The sequence below is a fragment of the Aquabacterium sp. genome (assembly GCF_036273115.1).
Lineage (GTDB): Bacteria > Pseudomonadota > Gammaproteobacteria > Burkholderiales > Burkholderiaceae_C > Aquabacterium.
Genome location: NZ_DASUIN010000023.1, coordinates 231079 through 249730, shown reverse-complemented (window position 1 = coordinate 249730; position 18652 = coordinate 231079). Strand labels below are relative to the sequence as shown.

Here is an 18652-nt window from a genome sequence, read left to right as displayed (position 1 = left end):
GCACCATGCCCGCCTTTCGATTTGAAGCCCTGGATGCTGCCGGCAAGACCGTGACCGGCTTGGTGGACGCGGACAATGCCAAAGCCGCGCGAGCCCAGCTGCGCACGCAGCAGTTGGTGCCCCTGAAGGTCGATGCTGTGGTGGCCGAGGCCGAGCGTCAGTCCACCGTTCTGTTTGCCCCGCGGGTGTTCAATGCCTCGGCGCTGGCCATCTGGACGCGCCAACTCAGTGGCCTGGTGGTGGCGGGCTTGCCGCTGGAGCGGGCCCTGACTGCTTTGGCCGATGAGGCCGAAGATCCCAAGCAGCGTGAGCTCGTGGCCCACCTGCGTGCCGAGGTCAATGCGGGCTCGCCATTCGCGCGCGCCCTGGCCAGTTCGCCGCGTGAGTTTGACGAGGTGTACTGCGGCGTGGTGGCGGCGGGGGAGCAGAGTGGTCAGTTGGGTGGCGTGCTGGAAAAGCTGGCCACTGATCTGGAAGAGCAGCAGGCCTTGAAATCCAAGCTGATTGGTGCCACCTTGTACCCGGCCATTGTGTCGGTGTTTGCGGTGCTGATCGTGGTGGCCTTGCTGGTGTTCGTGGTGCCGCAGGTGGCACAGGTGTTCACCAGCAGCAAGCATGCTTTGCCCATGCTCACTCAGGTCATGTTGGCTTTGAGCGCTTTCATGCGCAACTGGGGCTGGTTGCTGGCCTTGGTGCTGGTGGGCGGTTTCAGTGGTCTGATGCTGGCGCGCCGCAATGAAGACTTCCGCATCAAGTTCGATGCCTTCTGGCTGGAGTTGCCCTTGCTGGGGCGGCTCGCACGTGGTTACAACGCGGCGCGCTTTGCCGGCACCTTGGCCATGCTGGCGGGCTCGGGAGTGCCCATTCTGAAAGCCCTGCAGGCCGCGGCCGAAACCCTCTCCAATCGGGCCATGCGGGCCGATGCGATGGACGCACTGGTGCAGGTGCGCGAGGGGGCGCCACTGGCCTCGGCCTTGGCTGCCAAGAAGCGCTTTCCGGGGCTGCTCTCGATGTTTGCCCGCCTGGGTGAACAAACCGGCCAGTTGCCGGTGATGTTGCAGCGAGCTGCCAATCAGCTCAGCACCGAGGTGCAGCGCAAGGCCTTGGCCATCGCGACGATTCTGGAGCCCTTGCTGATCGTCGTCATGGGCTTGTTGGTCATGCTGATCGTGATGTCGGTCATGTTGCCGATCATGCAGATGAACACCTGGGTCAAGTGACCGGAGGCAGGCTCTGGAGCAGGGCCTGCAGCAACTCCTCTGACTGGAATGGCTTGTGCAGGACGGGCACATCGCTGTGCTGCAGCTGGCGCAGAGGCTCGGCGCCTGTGTCGCCAGTGATGACCACGGCCGGCAAATTCGCGTGGTGCTGGCGCGCGAGGCTGATGGCCTGCAAGCCATCGCCATCACGCAAGCGGTGATCGGTCAGCAGCAGGTCCACGGACATCACGCGTTGCAGGACTTCCTCGAGGTCTTCCAGCGAGGCGGCCACGCTCACGAAAGCGCCCCATTCACGCAGGCGCTCACGCAGTGCGTGGCGCAGGGTGTCATCGTCATCGAGCACGATGATGTGGTGGTCTTCCAGCGGTCGGGCTGAAGCGGCGCTTGTGCTGGATGCAAACGAACTCGTCGCCATGGTTGCGGCAGTGGCTGGTACGCGAATGCTGAAGCACGAGCCATGCCCCACACGCGAGCTCAGGCTCACGTCGATATGCAATAGCTTGGCTGCGCGCTGCACGATGGCCAGCCCCAAGCCCAGACCCTTGGCGCGGTTGCGCTCAGGGTTGTCGAGTTGAACGAAGTCCTGGAAGATGCGTTGCTGGTCTTGTGGGGCAATGCCGGTGCCTGTGTCCCAGACCTGAATCAGCCAGTCAGATCCGCGTCGGCGCACCCCGACCAGCACGCCGCCTTGTCGGGTGTAGCGCAGCGCGTTGCCCACCAGGTTGCGCACCATCTGTTCGAGCAGCACCGGGTCACTGTGGGCAAATGCGTGGGGGGCGTGCACCTTCAGGGTGAGACCTTTGGCCTGCGCGGCGGCCTGTTCATGACTTTGAATGCGCTCGAGCATGGCGCGCAGATCGACTGCTTGCAGATGCGGTTTGATGGCGCCGGCTTCCAGTCGAGACAGGTCGAGCAAGCCGTTGAGCAAGCCTTCCATGGCTTGCACGGAATCGCACAGTCGCAGGGTCATGTCCTGCAGGGGGCTGCCTTGCAGGCGGTCTCGCAACAGGCCGGATAGCAGCCCGACCGCGGCCACCGGTTGGCGCAGATCATGGCTGGCGGCGGCCAGGAAGTGTCCTTTGGCGGCGTTGGCCGCAGACAGCTCTTGTGTGCGTTCCTCTACTTTGGCTTCCAGCTGCACATTCAGCTCTTCAGCCTGGTTGGTGGCTTCCACAAAGCGGTGCATCAGCACCAGACCGTAGCTGGCCAGGGTGATGGGCGAGGCCAGTGGGAGCCAGTAGCTGTGCACCACTGAAATGCTGCCGACCAGTCGCAGGTAATCGTGGAACCCGGCCACCAGCGACACGGCAATGCCCAGCACCATGCCGATGGCTGACCAGCGGCTGAAGCGCTTGTGCAGTTGCAACAGCAGGGCCAGGGAGGGCAGCATCAGCAACAGCAGGCCGGGGTAGAGCACGGCGCGCACTTCGGCCAGGTAGCCTTGCTGGGCCGCCAGCCCGGCGGCCAGCGGGTAGCCAATCTGAACGACCCACAGGAAGCGGGTCAGCATGGCGTGGCGCTTGTCGGCAATGGCCATGGCAAACCAACCCAGCAGCACGGTGGCGGTGGTCTGGGCGGTGAAGTACAGCCAGGCACTGAGCGTGGCCGGCAAGGTTGGGCCGTGCACGATGTAGTACGTGCAGTTGCGAACCGACACGACCACGCACAGCAGGCCCAGAGCCCCCATGGCGACTTCGCTGCGGCGGCGTAGCCAGATCACGATCAGGAAGGTGGCGAAAGCGGCGGCCACCACGTTGATCATCAGCGGCAGTTGCTGTGACAGCAAGGCTTGCACGGTGTAGCCCATGACCAGGTCGTCTGCCGGCCCAATGACGGGTTGTGACAGGCCGCCGAGGCTGCCGTAGCGCACTTCGATGTCGAGCCGGTTGTCGCCTGTCTGCAGCAGATCCGGCGAGAAGCGGGCCATGTAGCTCATCGGGCGCCCGGTGGGCTCTTCACCTGGCAGGTCGCTGTGGATCAGGTGGCCGTTGAGCCAGATGCGGTGCTGGAAGCTCAGGCGGTCGATGCGCACGGCCCACACCGTGCTGGCCGTGCGGTGTGGGGCTTCCTTGAGTTGGAAGTGGCTTTCGTAACGGGCAATGCCTTTGCTGGCGATCTGGCGTGCTGCCCAGGTGTCGGGCAGGGTGACGGTTTGCCAGTCGCTGCCGGGGTCGGTCGCGTTGGGCAGCATGCGAAACCGCTGTTCGCCCCACTGCACTGAAGGGTGGCTGGTTTGGCCGGAGGAGCCCGAAAACAGCCCCCAGATCAGCAAGGTCAGCACGGTGGCTGCGGCAATCCATCCCAACACGGCCAGCGCATGACGCTGCAAACGGCTGTGTTTGCCCATGCCGAGCGGCAAGGGCAAGGAGGTGGTGCGCGACAACATGGAATCCCTCTTTAGTTTGAGGCGAAATTGTCCCCCTTTCGAGGGGGGATGCAAGTTGGGGGGTGGCGCTCGTTTCGGGGGCTGCAGGCGCTAGGATGTGACCGAATGTTGCCGGCGCGTGCTGGTTGTTGGCGTTGGATGAAACTGCTACTGATTGATGACCATGCCCTTTTTCGGGAGGGTTTGAGTCTGCTGATTGCGAGTCGCCTGTTTCCGGGCGGGCAGCCAGCCCAGGTGCTGGAGGCGGCCAGCCTGCCTGATGCGGCGCCTTTGCTGCAGGCTCACGCCGATGTGGATCTGGCCCTGCTTGATCTCGGTCTGGGAGCCCATCAAGGGTTGGACACCTTGGTGGCCTGGCGTGCCTTGGCGCCCGAGGTGCCGGTGGTGGTGCTGTCGGCCGACGATCGACACGAGGTCATTCTGGCGGCCATCGATGGTGGCGCGGCGGGTTTCATCCCGAAAACCGTGCAATCGAAGGTGATGCAGTCGGCGCTGGAGCATGTGTTGGCTGGTGGGGTGTATCTGCCCGAGTTGCCTGAGCGCGCCGGGTGCGAAAGGGCCGACGGCTGGGGGTTTTCCGATCGGCAAGCCGACGTATTGAGGCTGTTGGTGGAGGGGAAACCCAACAAGGAAATCTGTCGGCGACTTGATTTGTCTGAGTCGACCGTCAAGACTCATTTGGCTGCGATTTTCCGCAAGCTGGGGGTCAACAGCCGGACGCAGGCTGTGGTGGCGGTGGCGCAGTCGGGGTGGAGTTTGCGCGCCCTGGGCGCGGCTGAGCGGTGAGCTCGACAGGGCCGTGAGCCTGAGGCCACCGGGGGCATTCCGGTGGCTAGGCGAAACGATTAGGCCAAATGGCTGATGGCCAGAAGGCCCGGCTCGGCGTATGCTCAGGAAAGTTTTCGAACGCTGTCATCACTGCGGGCCATGGTCTCTTCGATCATGGCCCGTAATTTTTCTGCGCGGAATGGCTTGTGCAGCACCGGCACGCCGCTCTGGGCGAGCATGTGCAGTTGTTCGGGTGAGGTGTCGCCTGTGACGATGACGGCGGGCAACGTGGGTTGAGACTGGCGCAGCATGTGGATGATCTCTCGGCCTGTGCCGTCGCCCAGACGGTGGTCCGAGATGACCAGGTCCCAGGTCTGCTGCCCTTGCTGCCGCAGCCAGCTTAAACCAGGGCCTGCAGTGACGCAGGCGCCCCAAGATAGCAGGATGTTGGTCAGCGCGTCACGGATGGCCTGATCGTCTTCGACGATCAGCACCTTCATGCCCACCCAGGGTTGGTGTCGGTCAATTTGCGGGGGGTGTGGCTGCGGGTGCGGCTGTGGGGCCAAGTTCGGCCGGGAGCCGCTGTGCGGCGAGGTCGGCACCCAGACGCTGAAGCACGAGCCTCTGCCTGGGCGGGAGGCCACCTGGACGGGATGTTCCAGCAACTGCGTGGCACGTTTGACAATCGCCAGCCCCAGACCCAGTCCGCGTTGACGACCCTTGGCTGGGGGCGAGAGTTGAACAAATTCCTCGAAGATCCGGGCCTGATCCTGGGGGGGAATGCCCGAGCCGGTGTCCCAGACTTGAATCAGCAGGTGCTCACCCCGCTTGCGTACGCCCACCAGAATGCCGCCGCGCTCGGTATGGCGTACCGCGTTGCCCACCAGATTGCGCAGGATCTGTTCCAGCAAGATCGGGTCGGTCCAGGCTGTGGCATTGGTGGTTCGCACACGCAGCACCAGACCCTTGTGGTGCGCCGATTCGGCTTCGTGGCTCGCAATCGAATCCAGCAAAGGCTGTAGGCGAACCTCCTGACGGTTGATCTCCACCGTGCCGGAGTCGAGGCGAGACAGGTCCAGCAGTCCTTTGAGCAGTGACTCCATGGATACGACCGCGCGGGTCAGCCGCTGGGTCAGGCCACGCAGTTGCGGGTCGCTGAGCCGTTCGTGTAGCAAGTCGGTGATCAGTCCGATGGCCGACACCGGCTGCCGCAGGTCATGGCTGGCCGCCGCCAGGAAGTGGCTCTTGGCCGCGTTGGCCGCGGCCAGCTCGCAGGTGCGCTCCTGCACCTTCTGCTCGAGCGTGGCGTTGAGTTGTTCGATGTCGTTGAAGGCTTGCACGACGCGGTTCATCAGCATCATGGTGAAGCCAGGCAAGGTCAGTGGCACGGTCCACGGCATCCAGTAGCTGTGGTCGACCAGTCCGAGTGCGCGGATCCAGACGAAGTCGTGTACGGCCGACACCAGGGCCACGGCAAAGCCCGCGAGCAGAAGCAGCAGCGAGCGCATCTGCGATTGCCGACACAGTTGGGTCAGGATCCACAAGGAGGGCAGTGCCATGACGTGAAGGATGGGCGGCGCCACCGCGCGGGCCAGTTCGAGGTTCGAGTCGAACCACAGTGTCAGCAGGGCACCCGACGGAATCAGTACGGTTGCAGCCCATAAGGCGCGTTCGAACCAGGGTAGGCGGCGTTTGGCAATGGCCAAGGCAAACCAGCCCAGCAAGGTCGAGCTGAGGGTGTGCGCCACCAGATGCAGCCAGCTGGTCAGCCCCGGGGGAATGCCCAGATCGCCGGTGATGTAGTAGCTGCAGTTGCGTACCGAGACCACCAGATAAAGCAGGCCGAACAGGCCGGCTGCCGTTTCCTGGCGGCGCTGCCACCACAGCAGCATCACGAAGGTGGCAAAGGCCATGCTGCACAGATTCAGTCCGAGCGGCAGGTACTGGGTCAGGATGACGTGCCATAGGTAGCTGGGCTGCAGGGTGGCTTTGGGGGCCAGTTCGGGCATGGACAGCCCCCCGTGCAGGATGCAACGTACCTGGATGTCGAGCACGTTCGTGCCGCTTTGCAGGGTGCCTGCGGGAATGTCAAGGAGGTCGGGGGCGGGTTCACCCAGCCAGCCATCTTGGGACAGCGTGCTGTGAATGCGACGTTGGTTGAGCAGGACGTCGTGCGCAGAGCACAGGCGATCGATGCGCAGGGACCAAGGGCGCGCGTGACTGTCCGTTGCGGCCGACTCGCTCAAATCGAAAGTGAGTCGATAGAGGCCGGAGCCGACGGGCGGCAGTTTGTGGGCCTTCCAGGAGTCGGGCAGGGTGACGGGCGTGCTGTCACCGTTTTCGGTTGGCGCAAGGCGCTCCGCAGTTTGCCAGGTGACTTGCTTGTCAGAGTAGAACGGGCGCTGGGCCAGATGGGTGCCCCAGATGCCCAAAGCCAGAAAGGCCAGCAGGGTCATCCAGGCGCCCCAACCGCTGGATGTGGGCGCTTGTGGCGGCACCGACTTCGGGGAAGAGTCAGAGGGAAACAGCATCAAGTCGGCAAATCTCGGCAGGCGTGTGATTGTGCGCACAAGGGGCGCGGGTCTACGGGACCTTGCGCTGGCACGCCCCTTGCGAATCAGCGATAAAGGGGGAGATGTCGCCCTTGTTTCAGGGGTCGAGTCTGCACTATTTTGCTGCAATGAATTTCGGACATCTTGCCCATGCGGAGGTTCAACATGAGCAGTGGTTGTGATCTGGTTCTGGTTCGTGACGACGACATGCGCGGGCGCATCCCGATTGCGCACATGCGACATGTCTACCGAGTCGACGAGGTGGAAAAGCGGCTGGGCAAACTGCCGACGCGTGACCACGAATCGCTGCGGGCGACCTACGAGCGCATGCTGGACAAGGGCCCCGAGCGGTTCCAGGTCAAGCCCTCGGGCCTGCCAGCCATGGCGCACCTTTACGACGAGTTGCCCAACTTCCACGAAGTACTGGACGACCTCAAACGCCAGTTGGCCCTGTGCGCCGACAGCCGCGACGCGCTGGAAATCACGCCCATGTTGTTGCTGGGACCCCCCGGGGTGGGCAAGACGCACTTTGCGCGCGAAATCGCGCAGTTGCTCGGCACCGGCATGGGTTTCGTGTCCATGAGTTCGCTCACCGCGGGCTGGGTGCTGTCGGGCGCCTCCAGTCAATGGAAAGGGGCGCGACCCGGCAAGGTGTTTGAAACCCTGGTGGATGGCCAATACGCCAACCCGGTCATGGTGGTCGATGAAATCGACAAGACCGGTGGCGAACATGCCTATGACCCCCTGGGCTCGCTGTACAGCCTCCTGGAGCATGACACCGCGCACGCTTTCATTGACGAATTTGCCGAAGTGCCGATTGACGCCAGCCAGGTCATCTGGGTGGCCACGGCCAACGATGCGCGCGGCATTCCCGACCCCATTCTCAACCGGATGAATGTGTTTGACATCGAGATGCCCGATGCCGAGGCCTCGCGCAAGATCGCCAGCAAGCTGTACCGCAGCATTCGCGCCGATCACGACTGGGGGCAGCGCTTCGAGCCCGACCTGTGTGAGGAGGTGCTCGACGCCATGAGTCACTGCGCGCCACGCGAGATGCGGCGCGCTTTGATGACGGCCTTTGGCAACGCCAAGCTCGATGGTCGGGGGCAACTCGAAGTGCGTGACCTGCCGGACCCGCAAGCGCGCCGCAAGCCCATGGGGTTCGTGCAATGATGTGAGCCTGTTTGTTTCGCAGGTTCCCTGTCATGCCGGCCAGTCTGTCCGGGCAGTTGGTCGTGGCGATTTCGTCGCGCGCCCTGTTCGACTTCGAAGAAGAAAACCAGTTGTTTGAAGGCGCCGATGACCGCGCCTACATGCGCTACCAGCTCGACCACGTCGATGTGCCTGCGCGGCCCGGTGTGGCCTTTTCGCTGGTGCGCAAGTTGCTGGCTTTCAACCAAGGTGGCCGTCAGCGGGTGGAGGTGGTGATCTTGTCGCGCAACGACCCCGTTTCGGGCATGCGCGTGTTTCGCTCGGCCAAGCATTACGGCCTGCCCATCGAGCGCGGGGTGTTCACCCGTGGACAAAGCCCGTGGCGCTATTTGCGGCCCTTGCAAGCGCACTTGTTCCTGTCGGCCAACGAAGCCGATGTGCGTTCGACCTTGCAGGCCGGTGTGCCGGCGGCGCGTGTCTTGCCCCATGCCGCACGCGCGGGCGACGCCCATCCCGATGAGGTCCGCATTGCCTTCGACGGCGACGCCGTGCTGTTTTCCGATGAGGCCGAACGCATCTACCAGGCCGACGGGCTTGATGCCTTCCAGCGTCATGAGGTTGAGCGTGCAGCCAAGCCCCTGGCGGCCGGGCCGTTCAAGCCCTTGTTGCAAGCCCTGCACGAGTTGCAGCAACACGACCCGGCTGACGGCGCCAGCGGCATGCGCATTCGTACCGCGCTGGTCACCGCCCGAGGCGCCCCGGCGCATGAGCGCGCCATCCGAACCCTGATGGACTGGGGCATTGACGTGCACGAAGCACTGTTCCTGGGTGGCTTGCCCAAGGGCGAGTTCTTGCGCGAGTTCGAGCCCGATTTCTTCTTCGACGACCAGACCGGGCATGTCGAAAATGCGGCCCCACACGTGCCCGCTGGGCATGTGGCTGCAGGCGTCACCAACACGGAGACTTGAGTCATGAGTCACGATGCGGGCACAGACCTGGGCGACTTCTTTGCCCTGCCACCGTTCAAGGCCGACGAAGCCCTGATGGGTTTGCGCCGCCAATTGCGCGACCTGAAGTTGTCCGAAAAAAGCGGCAGCAACCCAATTCGCTTCGATTGGCGAGGCCTCCCTGTGGTGGAGTTGGCTTTGGTTGCAGAGGGTGGGCCCGCCATCGCCGTGAACTGGGTGGAGCAGCCGTCTCAAAGGCCGCAGTGGCGCCAGAGCGCGCTCAAAAGCAGTGCCGATGTACGGCGCTGGTTCGACGAGGCCAAGCGCCGCATGGCCCGTTGGGGCGACGACGATTGAGGGCTTCAGGCTGGTGAGGCGCCAGCACCTGGATCACCAGCGCTTGGGTGTGTCTCAGTCTCGGCGCATCTTGGCGCGAAACAGCTCGGCAATGCTGACTTCTCGCTGGCCCGGGATCAGTTCGAACGACTCTCCCGCCGCCAAGGTGCCTGGCTCACGCACGGCCAGGTAAAAGCCGCAGTAACCAGATTGCGCCATCATCTTGACGGCTTGTTTGAACCCCATCACGGCCTCGAATTTGTAGCAGGGGCGGCGTGGTTCGCTGATGGCCAAGGTGCAGTCCGGGAATTTCAGCACGTCGCCCACATAGGCGTTCGATTCCAGCAGGCCCGTGATCGTGAGGTTCTCGCCCAGCATGCCGTAGGGCAGCGGTTCACCCCATTCCTGCGCTTTGGCCTGGCTGCGCACCGTCTGCCAGAACGCGTAGTGCTCATGGGGGTAGGCGTACACCGCCTTGCTCAGGCCGCCATGCACGGTCAGATCAGATTGCTCGTCGCCTTCCAGGCCCAGCGGCCGCACCGCAATGCGGCGCGGATCGGCCGGGCTGCTGACGGCGCGCTTGCCGATGCCCGTCATGATGCGTCGATCCTGAATCGTCATGGCCTGCACCGTGGCGGTGTTGATGGACAGCAGTTGGCGGGCGATCGACATGAGGCATTCGGGCAGACAAGGGGGCTTGCAGCATAGCAAGCCTAAGCGGCCTGCCGATCAAACCGGTCGCGACATCAGGGCTTGATGCGCTGCCAGACTGGTTGTGCCTTGCCCACGATGCCTTGCGCAATCGGCCATTGCAGCCAGGTCACCAGCAATTTGCCCGCCGAATGCCGAGAGCGGAACGACAGAGCCGTCTGCAGGTCCAGCACCAGTCGAGGGTCCTTCAGGGGCCACACCTTGGTGCCGGCCGAAGCCCCCTTGCGGTTCCATTCCAGCCGGGTCATCAGTTGATAGGCTGGGCCGGCGACCGCACGGGGGGCGGCCGCACTCAGCCCCTTGCTGGCCAGCCCACTGGTGAGGGCGTCAGCCAGGGCGGCCAGCGGCGAGCCGGCGGCGGGCTGCGTCCAATTGGCCTGCCCAGCGCCAGCGGCCGCGATGATCTGCGTGAGTGCCCGTCCGGCATCGGATTCCGATCGAATGCCCGCGGGGTCTTGCGCGGGGCCAATCAGCAGCACCTCGGTGCGCGCAATGCTGTGGCGTTCGTAAATCAGCCCCTGCTTGTCGAGGTGTTCGGCTTTCGGGTGCGACAGAAACACCCCGACGTCGATGTCGCCGCGTTCGAGTTGGTCCAGGATCTGGCTGGACGCCAGTGGCTCGAAGCGGGCCGACCAGCCCAGATCGCGTGACATTGCCGCCTGCCAGCGCGCGGCCAGCCCCGAATCGATGACCGCCGGATCAGCCGCCACTCTGGGCGGTTCGGATAAGGGGCGTCGGTCGCGCGGCTGAGCCTGGGCGGAGGCGGGCGTGCCCGAGAAAGTCCCTAAGGCGGACAGGGTCAGAAACAGGCGGCGGGAGCGATCTGGCATGGCGTGCGCGGCGGGGTGAGGGGGCAATGGGCTTGTCAGCATACAAAAAGATCGCAGCTTCGTGACGAAATCGCGCCGTAATCTGTCCCCGCAAAGGGAGCCCCTTGGACCTGGGGGGACCCCAAAAATCCGCGAGTGGATTAAAATGCAAGGTTCCCGCTTTCATGGCGCCCAGCGTCACATGCGGGACCATGACACAGGAAATGGGCGCATTGAATGGCATGACAGGGGGGGCTAGCCCTCTGGTGCCGGGTGTCGAGAGTGCGGTTGAGGCCGCGTTGTCGAGACCTTGTTTTTTCTAACTTTGGAGCTTTTGTCATGACTACTGCCGCAGTTCAGGTGAACGCACCTGCCTACGTCAAAAACACCAAGCTGGTGGCTTGGGTGGCCGAAATGGCTGCTTTGCTGCAGCCCAAGGACATCTACTGGTGCGATGGCAGCACCGAAGAATACGATCGCCTGTGCGCCCAACTGGTGGCAGCCGGCTCGTTCAAGAAGCTGAACCCCGAACTGCGCCCCAACTCCTACCTGGCCTGGACTCACCCGTCCGACGTGGCTCGCGTGGAAGACCGCACCTTCATCTGCTCTGACCGCAAGGAAGACGCCGGCCCCACCAACAACTGGTGTGACCCCGCCGAAATGCGCGCCAAGCTGCAAACCGGTGAAAACGCCTTGTTCAAGGGCGCCATGAAGGGCCGCACCATGTACGTGGTGCCGTTCTCGATGGGCCCCCTGGGTTCCAACATCGCCCACATCGGCGTGGAACTGTCTGACTCCGCCTACGTGGCCGTCAACATGAAGTTGATGACCCGCATGGGCAAGGGCGTGATCGACGTGCTGGGCGCCGATGGCGAATTCGTGCCTTGCGTGCACACCGTGGGTGCACCGTTGGAAGAAGGTCAGAAGGACGTGGCCTGGCCTTGCAACCCCGACACCAAGTACATCGTTCACTACCCCAAGACCCGCGAAATCTGGTCCTACGGTTCGGGCTACGGCGGCAACGCGCTGCTGGGCAAGAAGTGCTTCGCCCTGCGTATCGCTTCGACCATGGGCCGTGACCAAGGGTGGCTGGCCGAGCACATGTTGCTCTTGGGCGTGACCAACCCCGAAGGCAAGAAGTACCACGTGGCTGCTGCTTTCCCATCGGCTTGCGGCAAGACCAACTTCTCCATGCTGATCCCACCAGAAGGCTACAACGGCTGGAAGGTCACCACCATCGGTGACGACATCGCCTGGATCAAGCCTGCGGCAGACGGCAAGCTGTACGCCATCAACCCCGAAGCCGGTTACTTCGGCGTGGCCCCTGGCACCAACACCCTGACCAACTTCAACTGCATGAAGTCGCTCGACCGCGACGTGATCTTCACGAACGTGGCCCTGACCGATGATGGCGACGTGTGGTGGGAATCGATGACCGACGAGCCGCCCGCTCACCTGATCGACTGGCAAGGCAACGACTGGACGCCCCAGATCGCCAAGGAAAAGGGCACCAAGGCTGCTCACCCCAACGCCCGCTTCACCGTGGCTGCGACCAACAACCCCGCGCTCGACAGCGAGTGGGACAACCCCGCTGGCGTGCCGATCGATGCCTTCATCTTCGGTGGCCGTCGCTCGACCACCGTGCCGCTGGTGACCGAAGCGCGTGACTGGACCGAAGGCGTCTACATGGCCGCCACCATGGGTTCGGAAACCACTGCTGCCGCTTTCGGTCAGCAAGGCGTGGTGCGCCGCGATCCGTTCGCCATGCTGCCCTTCATGGGCTACAACATGAGCGACTACTTCCAGCACTGGCTGAGCCTGGGCGCCAAGCTGCAAGCCGCTGGCCACAAGCTGCCCAAGATCTACTGCGTGAACTGGTTCCGCAAGGGCGCCGATGGCAAGTTCGTGTGGCCAGGCTACAGTGAAAACATGCGCGTGCTGGAGTGGATGCTGGGTCGCCTGGAAGGCAAGGCCAATGGCGTGGAAAACGCTTTCGGCGTCAGCCCCACTTACGAAGACATCAACTGGAATGGCCTGAACTTCACCAAGGAGCAGTTCCAGTCCGTCATCGGCATCGACAAGGCCGCTTGGCAGCAAGAGCTGAAGTTGCACGACGAGCTGTTCACCCAGCTGGCGTACAACCTGCCTGCTGAAATGCCTGCCACCAAGGCCAAGCTGGAACAGCGCTTCGCCGCCTGATCGGCTTCAACGCCAATCCCAAGAACCGGGCCTTGTGCCCGGTTTTTTCATGGGCGGTTTTTATCTGTTGGGAAAAAGGTGCACCTGACGGGATGCCTGCAATTGCGGGCCGGGTATGGCGCATTTCTTGCGCACACCGAAGCAGCGCTGTGTCATATTGAAGATGAGTCCCGCTGTAGAGGAGGTTGCCATGCAGTTGCTCGATGAAATGCTTGCGTTGAAGTTGTTGACGCCTGATCAGCATTCCGAGATTGGGGCTTGGGTGCGGCAGGCGCGCACGCCTGATCGCATCTTGCAGATGCCGGCGCACCTTTGGCGTGCGCTCGAGTCGGCCAGCGTGATTCTGGACCTGGAGCCGACGAGGCGCTCTGTACTGCATTGAGGTGGGCGGCATAGAATGAATCTATGTCTGACAAACTTCGACTGCGTCCCTTAGAGCGGGAAGACCTTCGTTTTGTTCATGAACTGGACAACAACGAGTCGGTCATGCATTACTGGTTCGAAGAGCCTTACGAGGCTTTCGTCGAGTTGTGCGACCTGTACGACAAGCACATCCACGATCAGAGCGAGCGCCGCTTCATCGCCGAGCGTGGGCAAGAGCGCGTCGGTCTGGTCGAGCTGGTCGAGATCAACCACATCCACCGTCGGGCTGAGTTCCAGATCATCATTGCGCCAGAGCATCAAGGCCATGGCTACGCCACCGAGGCCACGCAATTGGCGATGGACTACGCCTTCACGGTGTTGAACCTCTACAAGCTGTTCCTGATTGTGGACTGTGAGAACCAGCGTGCCGTCAGTGTGTACCGCAAGCTCGGGTTCCAGGAAGAGGGGCGGTTGCGCCACGAGTTTTTTGTCGACGGCGAGTACCGCGACGTGCTGCGCATGGCGCTGTTCCAGCCTGATTACCTGGCCCGTCGCAAGGCGTCGCTGGCCTCATCCCATGGAGTTCAGGCATGAGCTTGCAGTACCTTGATTTCGAATACAGCGACGACACCGAAGGCGTGGGGACCTGGGATGCGATGGCATCGGTGTCGCCCAACCAGGTCACCGCAGTTCAGTCAGAAGTGGCGCAGGTCTTGGGCTGGGCCTTTCACGCCTTCCCTGAGGGCCGGGGCGCGCTGGACGAGGGGGGCGAGTGGGACTATGACTTGCAGGCCCAGGTGGAAACCGTGGCGCCCGAGGCTTGGCAGTTTGACCCCAGCCTCGGGTTGGTGTTGACCACCCGCTTGCCAGCGGGCGAGCCGCGCCACACGGTGACCTTGTCGCTCAGTGGCAGCGAGGCTTTCTGCCAGGCCTTCCGCGAGCGCTTTGGCTTAGATTGAACCCGGCTGGGGCGAGGCGGAGGCGGCTTGCTCGCCAATCCAGCGGTCGATGGCGCGAATTTCATCCAGACACAGCGTGTGGTCCATGGGGTAGTCATGCCAGGACACGGGGGAGCCGAGTTGGCTCAGCACATCGCGGGCGTGCCAACCTCGGGCGATGGGCACCACGTCGTCTTCGCGGCCGTGCGCCATGAAAATCGGGGTGGCCGCGTTCGCCGGATGGCGCTCGCTGGCCGTGGTGTCGGGGGCGGGCAGGTAGCCCGACAAGGCGATGATGCCCCCGAGTCGGTGGGGAAAGCGCAGGCCGGTCATCAGTGCCATGGCGCAGCCCTGTGAAAAGCCCATCAGGAAAATGTGCTCAGACGCGATGCCGCGAGTCATTTCGCGCTGAATCAGGGCGTCGATGCGCGTTTGCGAGGCGCGGGCGCCGGCCTCGTCTTCGCGTGGCAGGACGCCGTCGGGCCGCAGGTCGTACCAGGCGCGCATCACATAGCCGTTGTGCCGGCTGATGGGCAGGTCCGGGGCGCTGGGCAGCACGAAACGCATGCCGCCCTGGAGGTCTTTGAGCCGAAGGGCTTTGCACACGGGCAGGAAGTCTTCGCCATCGGCCCCCAGTCCGTGCAGGATGATCAGGCTGTACTGTGGCTCGGGCGAGGTCTGGAGTTCAAGGCAGGGCAAAAGCATGGGCAGAAGTATCGCCGCTTCGGCCGCCTCCCCCACTTCGTCGTTCGTACAATGCCCAGCCTTGCTGTTGGTCTGAATGCCATGAACATCGTTGTCAAAGAAGAACTGCGCGTCTATATCGATCCCCTGACCCCGGAGGAGCATGAGGCGCTGGAGCGCAGCATCCTCAGCGAAGGCTGCCGTGATGCCCTGGTGCTGTGGGGTGATGTGCTGGTTGACGGGCACAACCGTTACGGCATCTGCATGAAGCATGGCATTCCCTTCCAGACCGTGCAGAACCCTCGCTTTCAGTCGATGGAGGATGTGCACCTGTGGATGATCGATCAGCACCTGGGCCGTCGCAGCGTGTCCGATTTCCAGCGCGGGGTGCTGGCCTTGCGGAAGAAGGAGATTCTGGCTGCGCGCCAGCAAGCCAGGGTTGCCACAGCAGACCCGGCTCAGCCCGAGTCCGCGCCTGCCGAGGGGCAGGCCCCGTGGGAAGGCGAAACCGACCCGAAAGTGGCGGCCGCGCTGGCCACTTTGCCAGCGCCTGATCCCTTGGCTTCCCGTGAGGCGATTGCCCGTGCGGCGCGCATCAGCAGCACCACGGTCAGTCAGATCGAGAAAATTCAGAAGGCCGCCGCGCCCGAGTTGGTCGAGGCCGTCAAGGCGGGGGTGATTTCGATCAACGCCGCGGCGGCAGTGGCCAGCTTGCCGGTGGAAGAGCAGGTTGCCGCGGTGGCGGGCGGCAAGAAAGAGTTGCAGCAGGCCGCGCGTCAGGTGCGCGAGTCGAAGTCGCGGCAACGGGCAGCCAGCGCCAACGAGGCGACCTCGGAGGCAGCGTCGGGCGACGAGCTCGCGGCGACGCTGTCACCTCAGCAAGAGTTGGACAGTCTGCGTGAACGCGTGCGTGCGCTGGAGGCAGAAAACGCCGAACTGCGGGCCCGCCTGCAGGCGCTGGAGGCTCAGCCCTGAGTCGTCCCGGGGGGCTGGGGCTGAAGGTGTTTCTGGATGGTCTGAACCAATTGATCCAGCTCCATCGGTTTGATCACCATGTCAGCCATGCCCGCTTCCAGGCATTTGGCGCGCTCTTCCGCCAAGGCATGGGCCGTCTGGCCGATGACCAAGAGGTGGGGGCACAGGGCTTTGATCTGCCGTGTGGCTTCGTAGCCATCCATCACCGGCATCTGTACATCCATCAGCACCAGATCGAAGGGGGCCTCGCTCTGATTGCGAATGCAGTCCACCACGGCTTCGCCGTTGTCGACAAACACCGCAGTGGCTTGCTCGATGCGAAGGAATTCGGCGAGCACCATCTGGTTGATCGGGTTGTCTTCCGCCGCAAGGATGCGTAGCCCCTGGAGCCGCCCGTGTTGCGGGGGCGCGAGGGGCGCGGGTGACGCCGTCGGCGGGGTGGCCGGAGGCGTGGGGGAAGGCGGGCTCACGGTGTCGGGGGCGCGCAGCGGCAGGCGGACTTCAAAGCACGTGCCTTGTCCCGGTGTGCTGTTGACCGTGATGGTGCCGCCCAGCAAATCGATCAATCTACGGGTGATGCTCAGGCCCAGCCCCGTGCCGCCATATCGGCGTGTGGTCGAGTTGTCAGCCTGGGTGAATGGGGTGAACAGGCGTGCGAGCTGTTGGGCGTCCATGCCAATGCCTGTGTCTGACACCTTCAGTGTCCAGTGTGAGTTCTGTAGCCCCAGCTCCAGGTCAACGTGGCCTTCGCGCGTGAATTTGATGGCGTTACTCAGCAGGTTGACCACGATCTGCTCCAGCCGCAGCGGGTCGGTGAGCAGGGTGTCAGGCAGGCGTGGATCGACGTGCACGTTCAAGGTGAGCTTGTGCTGCACGGCGCGTTCCATCCAGGTGCCGGTCAGGCGTTCCATCAGGCGTCGGATGTCGACCGCGAGCAGTTCGGCATGCAGCATGCCCGCCTCGATTTTGGAGAAGTCGAGGATGTCGTTGACCACGCCCAGCAGCACCCGTCCAGACTCCAGGATCTGGCCAAACAGCGCGTGGCTTTGTGCAGGATCGCTCTGGTAGCCAATTTGTGCCAGGCCCAGTACCCCGTTCAGAGGCGTTCGGATCTCGTGGCTCATGTTGGCAAGAAAATCACTTTTGATCCGAGCCAGTCGTTCGGCCTCCAGGCGGGCGGCTTCTAGTTCGGCGGTGCGCGCTTTGACTTGGGCTTCGAGGTATTCCTGTTGGTGCTGCAGGGCCTGTCTGGCCTCGTGGATCACGGTGATGTCTCGTGACAGACCGAAGAGCCCAGTGACCCGCCCTTGCGCATCATGCATGGGGCCTTTGGTGACCAGAAAGCGCCACGACTTGCCGTCTTGGGTGATCAGAGGTTCTTCCGAGGTGCGTGTGGCGTTGGCGGCCATGATGGCTTGATCGGCCTCGCGAATCCGGCGGGTGCTGTCGGGGGCGAACAGCGCGCTGTCGTCTCGACCCACAATCTGATCGATGGGGCGGCCTACGATGTCGGCGGTGCCCTGGTTGGCCATCAGGTAACGCCCTTGGAGGTCCTTGACGAAGATCGCATCGGTGGTGCCCTCGATCACACCGCGGAGCAGTTGCTCGCTCTGTTGCAAGGCTTGCTGGGCTCGTTTGCGCTCGGTCACGTCGATGGCCAGGCCGATGATGGCCATGCCCGCTGAGGTTTGCATGGTGCGGCGATGCACCTCCAACTCGACAGCGGAGCCGTCTCGGCGTCGGCCGCGAACGGCGTACCGAAGTTTGGGGTCCAGATCGGAGTCGGCATTGAGTAACTGCTTCTCGACCTCAGCCCAGTGCTCGGGCATCACGACCGCACGCACGGGTACGCGGTTGACGATGTCTTCCGGGCTGGCGTAACCCAGTATGCGGGCGAACTCCGGGTTCACGTAGCGGAACTGCCCGTCCTGGATGATGTAGATGCCCGCCAAGGTCTGCTCCACCAGGGCCTGGAATTTGTCATCGTCGCTGCGGCGCTGGGTGACGCGAACCGATTCGTGCACCAGGCTGAACAAAATGCCCATGCCGAAGAACATGCCGATGCCGACGGCCGCAGCAGGGTGCTCGAGTTGCCACGCCCCGGCTGGTGCCGTGAAGAAATACCAGCCGGCCAAGGTGCAAACGGTGGTGGCCGCCAAGCCAGCCCACAGGCCGCCGAGCCACGATGCCAGGAACACGCAGGGGTAGAACAGCAGCCACGTCCATGGGCTCAGGGCGGTCCAAAGGAAGGACTGGAGCAGAACCGCCAGACCTGGCACCACCAGCGCCCACACCAGGAACCGCAGGGCCGAGGAGGGGGCCGCTCCAGGCAACTGCGCCAGGGTGACCTCGTGTTCGTTGGGCACGTTGGACAGGGCCAGCCACAGGATCATGGCCGTGACCGCGATGAACACGAGGCCTTTGAGGCTGGAGAGATGGCTCAGGGTGCCCGGGTCTGACACCAGGGCTTCCAGGGCTTGGTCCGACAGCAAGATCCAGGCGGCGGCAAACACGATGTAGCTCACCGTGGCTTTGAGCGTGAACAGTTTGCGGCGAGTGAGGGCCATGGCGTTCGGCTGTGCCGTCGGGGCTGAGGTCGTGTCCCATTATCT

General features: G+C 63.5%; 16 protein-coding genes. 10 read left to right on the top strand and 6 right to left on the bottom strand.

Annotation, left to right across the window (positions count from 1 at the left end):
* Positions 1-5: 5 nt before the first annotated feature.
* Entirely contained in the window at positions 6-1220 is a 1215-nt protein-coding gene (gene gspF / locus VFW72_RS10090) for a type II secretion system inner membrane protein GspF (protein ID WP_329674162.1), read from the top strand.
* On the opposite strand, the gene VFW72_RS10085 is transcribed toward gspF, so the two are convergent.
* Positions 1213-3606 carry a hybrid sensor histidine kinase/response regulator gene (locus tag VFW72_RS10085; protein WP_329674161.1) on the bottom strand — a complete coding sequence of 798 codons (2394 nt, stop codon included), beginning with the start codon at positions 3604-3606 and terminating at the stop codon, positions 1213-1215. The two genes, gspF and VFW72_RS10085, sit on opposite strands and share 8 nt — an antisense overlap.
* A gap of 138 nt (positions 3607-3744) precedes the next feature.
* Between VFW72_RS10085 and VFW72_RS10080 the strand changes: the two genes are divergently transcribed.
* On the top strand, positions 3745-4392 hold the full coding sequence (locus tag VFW72_RS10080) for a response regulator transcription factor (protein WP_329674160.1): 648 nt from the start codon (positions 3745-3747) through the stop codon (positions 4390-4392).
* 104 nt (positions 4393-4496) lie between these two features.
* On the opposite strand, the gene VFW72_RS10075 is transcribed toward VFW72_RS10080, so the two are convergent.
* Positions 4497-6905 carry a hybrid sensor histidine kinase/response regulator gene (locus VFW72_RS10075; RefSeq protein ID WP_329674159.1) on the bottom strand — a complete coding sequence of 803 codons (2409 nt, stop codon included), beginning with the start codon at positions 6903-6905 and terminating at the stop codon, positions 4497-4499.
* Positions 6906-7091: 186 nt separating this feature from the next.
* Here VFW72_RS10075 and VFW72_RS10070 point away from each other — a divergent pair, with 186 nt between their 5' ends.
* Genes VFW72_RS10070 through VFW72_RS10060 form a run of 3 tightly spaced genes read left to right on the top strand, consistent with a single transcriptional unit; the run spans position 7092 to position 9382 of the window.
* Positions 7092-8099 (top strand): AAA family ATPase, encoded by a 1008-nt coding sequence (locus tag VFW72_RS10070; RefSeq protein ID WP_329674158.1) that lies wholly within the window; start codon positions 7092-7094, stop codon positions 8097-8099.
* Between the two features lie 32 nt (positions 8100-8131).
* Entirely contained in the window at positions 8132-9046 is a 915-nt protein-coding gene (locus VFW72_RS10065; RefSeq protein WP_329674157.1) for a 5'-nucleotidase, read from the top strand.
* Positions 9047-9049: 3 nt separating this feature from the next.
* On the top strand, positions 9050-9382 hold the full coding sequence (locus VFW72_RS10060) for a hypothetical protein (protein WP_329674156.1): 333 nt from the start codon (positions 9050-9052) through the stop codon (positions 9380-9382).
* A 54-nt stretch (positions 9383-9436) separates the two neighbouring features.
* On the opposite strand, the gene VFW72_RS10055 is transcribed toward VFW72_RS10060, so the two are convergent.
* Positions 9437-10033, bottom strand: a complete 597-nt coding sequence (locus VFW72_RS10055; protein WP_329674155.1) for an MOSC domain-containing protein — start codon at positions 10031-10033, stop codon at positions 9437-9439.
* 74 nt (positions 10034-10107) lie between these two features.
* On the bottom strand, positions 10108-10902 hold the full coding sequence (locus tag VFW72_RS10050; RefSeq protein ID WP_329674154.1) for a substrate-binding domain-containing protein: 795 nt from the start codon (positions 10900-10902) through the stop codon (positions 10108-10110).
* A gap of 318 nt (positions 10903-11220) precedes the next feature.
* Between VFW72_RS10050 and VFW72_RS10045 the strand changes: the two genes are divergently transcribed.
* The 4 genes from VFW72_RS10045 (at position 11221) to VFW72_RS10030 (ending at position 14402) form a co-directional block, all read left to right on the top strand.
* Positions 11221-13080 carry a phosphoenolpyruvate carboxykinase (GTP) gene (locus VFW72_RS10045; RefSeq protein ID WP_329674153.1) on the top strand — a complete coding sequence of 620 codons (1860 nt, stop codon included), beginning with the start codon at positions 11221-11223 and terminating at the stop codon, positions 13078-13080.
* Between the two features lie 190 nt (positions 13081-13270).
* Complete coding sequence (locus tag VFW72_RS10040; protein WP_329674152.1) at positions 13271-13462, top strand: hypothetical protein; 192 nt, start codon at positions 13271-13273, stop codon at positions 13460-13462.
* Positions 13463-13485: 23 nt separating this feature from the next.
* Complete coding sequence (speG, locus tag VFW72_RS10035) at positions 13486-14037, top strand: spermidine N1-acetyltransferase (RefSeq protein ID WP_329674151.1); 552 nt, start codon at positions 13486-13488, stop codon at positions 14035-14037.
* Positions 14034-14402 carry a hypothetical protein gene (locus tag VFW72_RS10030; protein ID WP_329674150.1) on the top strand — a complete coding sequence of 123 codons (369 nt, stop codon included), beginning with the start codon at positions 14034-14036 and terminating at the stop codon, positions 14400-14402. Before speG ends, VFW72_RS10030 begins: the two co-directional genes overlap by 4 nt.
* Here VFW72_RS10030 and VFW72_RS10025 read toward each other — a convergent pair.
* Entirely contained in the window at positions 14394-15086 is a 693-nt protein-coding gene (locus VFW72_RS10025; protein WP_329674149.1) for an alpha/beta hydrolase, read from the bottom strand. The genes VFW72_RS10030 and VFW72_RS10025 overlap by 9 nt on opposite strands.
* An 81-nt stretch (positions 15087-15167) precedes the next feature.
* Here VFW72_RS10025 and VFW72_RS10020 point away from each other — a divergent pair, with 81 nt between their 5' ends.
* Positions 15168-16040 (top strand): plasmid replication/partition related protein, encoded by an 873-nt coding sequence (locus VFW72_RS10020; protein ID WP_329674148.1) that lies wholly within the window; start codon positions 15168-15170, stop codon positions 16038-16040.
* Here VFW72_RS10020 and VFW72_RS10015 read toward each other — a convergent pair.
* A complete protein-coding gene (locus tag VFW72_RS10015) occupies positions 16031-18607 on the bottom strand; it encodes a PAS domain S-box protein (protein WP_329674147.1) in 2577 nt (858 codons plus the stop codon). The genes VFW72_RS10020 and VFW72_RS10015 overlap by 10 nt on opposite strands.
* Positions 18608-18652 lie beyond the last annotated feature (45 nt).